Annotated in this window: 6 protein-coding genes; all 6 read left to right on the top strand. The window is 36.6% G+C overall.

Going from position 1 to position 2,064, the window contains the following annotated elements:
• Positions 1–501: phage major capsid protein (locus C7B89_RS22820; RefSeq protein WP_115674667.1), on the top strand; the 501-nt coding region annotated here is incomplete at its 5' end.
• Positions 502–522: 21 nt separating this feature from the next.
• Entirely contained in the window at positions 523–708 is a 186-nt protein-coding gene (locus tag C7B89_RS22825; RefSeq protein WP_115674668.1) for a hypothetical protein, read from the top strand.
• Entirely contained in the window at positions 708–1,001 is a 294-nt protein-coding gene (locus tag C7B89_RS22830) for a hypothetical protein (RefSeq protein WP_115674669.1), read from the top strand. Before C7B89_RS22825 ends, C7B89_RS22830 begins: the two co-directional genes overlap by 1 nt.
• Positions 988–1,332: a hypothetical protein gene (locus C7B89_RS22835; RefSeq protein ID WP_115674670.1), complete on the top strand. Its 345-nt coding sequence runs from the start codon at positions 988–990 to the stop codon at positions 1,330–1,332. Before C7B89_RS22830 ends, C7B89_RS22835 begins: the two co-directional genes overlap by 14 nt.
• Positions 1,322–1,678 (top strand): HK97 gp10 family phage protein, encoded by a 357-nt coding sequence (locus C7B89_RS22840; protein ID WP_244205768.1) that lies wholly within the window; start codon positions 1,322–1,324, stop codon positions 1,676–1,678. The genes C7B89_RS22835 and C7B89_RS22840 overlap by 11 nt, the downstream gene beginning before the upstream one ends.
• The gene (locus C7B89_RS22845; protein WP_115674672.1) at positions 1,675–1,992 is read left to right on the top strand and encodes a hypothetical protein; all 318 of its coding nucleotides are present in this window, start codon (positions 1,675–1,677) and stop codon (positions 1,990–1,992) included. The genes C7B89_RS22840 and C7B89_RS22845 overlap by 4 nt, the downstream gene beginning before the upstream one ends.
• Positions 1,993–2,064 lie beyond the last annotated feature (72 nt).

A 2,064-nucleotide genomic window follows, 5' to 3' on the forward strand; every position in this document is an offset into this window, starting at 1 on the left:
ATTGCTGATGAAATTAAAGATCAAGAATTAAATACAAAAAACGCTGCCATTGCTGCGGTATTAAAAACGGCTACTGCAAAAGCTGTTACAGGTATTGATGGACTCAAAGGAGTATTCAATAAGGACCTAAAACGTGTGTATAAAGGCAAAGCCATTATTTCAGCATCCTTATTTAATGCACTAGATACAACTAAAGACAAAAACGGTCGCTACTTATTGCAAGACGATATTACGGTTGAATCAGGAAAGAAATTATTTGGCAAAGAAGTAATTGTATTAGATGACGATATGATTGGAACGTCTACGGGTGATCTAGTTGGCTTTATCGGTGATCCAAAAGCATTTGCAACTTTATTTGACCGTAAGCAAGTGTCAGTTAAGTGGGTAGATAACGAGGTGTACGGTCAATTATTAGCAGGATATGTGCGTTTTGACGCAAAGGCAGTTGACACAGAAGCAGGCTTCTATATTACTTATACACCAGAAGTAGCAGGCGCATAAACCACTGAAAGGATGATTTAAGTGGCAAAATATAAAGTTATTCATGAATTTCGAGATTTACAAGATGAAGATCATATCTATAATGTGGGTGACAAATACCCACGTAAAGGACGTATTGTAAAACCGCGAGTGGAGGAATTAATTTCCTCAGATAATAAAATCGGTGTACCACTGATTATGGAAGTTAGCGGGGAAGGTGATAAATAATGAGCGAAGAAACACTCGCAATTTGTTTATCACTTTTTAAATTGGATTTAGGTATAACGCATGATTTACGTGATGAGATTTTCATTAATCGCCTAAAGTCCACCGAAACAGAACTAGTATCAAAGCCGATTGATTTATCTAAAGAAACCGCAGAAGATATTCAGCTAATAGTAGATTATGCTTTATGGCAATATCGTAAACGACAAGAAGATGTAGGGCTATCACGTAATTTACAGTTTCGTATTCATAACCGTGTTATCCAAAAGGTAGGTGCAAACGATGCCCAGTCTTAAACAAAGTTTAGGAGACAAACAACACATATCAAAAGATGATGTATGTTGTTTAATGTCTTCAACCACTATCACCGATGAATTACTTCAAGAAATTGAGGTTTCTTTACCAAGAACTGTTTATTGTGCGCCTATAAGTATAGGACAGCGTGAATTTTCAATTACCGCACAAGTAGGATTAAAAGCACAGTTAGTTTTGATAGTTGATTATGATGAATATGATGGCGAAAAAGAAGTCGAGTATAACCGTGTAAAATATTCAATCTATCGGACTTTTGTTCGTAGTAATGGGGACATTGAGTTGTATTGTGAGGTGCGTAAAGGTGTCAATTAACGTTAGTTCTTTTATCACTCAAACTTTAGCTAACTACGCTAACGGTGTTGGTGAAGAAATAGAAAAGATAGCTGAAAAAATTGCAAAAGAAGGCGCACAGCAACTAAGAGAGCGAAGCCCCAAAAGACCAAGTGGTGGTGCTTATGCTAAAGGTTGGCGAGCAAAGAAAGTAGGTACGCAATGGGTCATCCACAATGCAAATAACTATCAACTAACACACTTACTTGAAAAAGGACATGCAAAGGTAAACGGGGGTAGAGTGGATCCGAGAGTCCATATAGCACCTGTTGAAGATGAGGTCGTTAATGAATTTATTCAAGAGGTTGAGGGGGCGATAAGAGGATGACATTACCTGAACTAGCACAAAAGCTAAAAGCACTTGGTTATCCAGTAGCTTATTCGCACTTTACATCAGTCCAAAACCCACCATTCATTTGTTATATAGCTTGGGGTAGTGATACCTTCAATGCTGACAACAAGCCTTTAGTAGAAATGGACAATGTAGATATTGAACTGTATACGGTAAATAAAGATTTAATAGCAGAGGGCAAAATTAAAGACTTATTAAAAGAGAATGAACTTCCTTGGTCAAGAGATGAAATATATCTTACTGACGAGGAAGTTTTTAAATGCACATATTCAATTACTTTAATTAATTAGGAGGTCATTTTAGATGGCAGAAAACAAAGTACAATTTGGTATTAAAAACGTACATTATGCAGTTGCTACAGA

Origin of the sequence: Lysinibacillus capsici (assembly GCF_003367505.1) — a bacterium.
GTDB lineage: Bacteria > Bacillota > Bacilli > Bacillales_A > Planococcaceae > Lysinibacillus > Lysinibacillus capsici.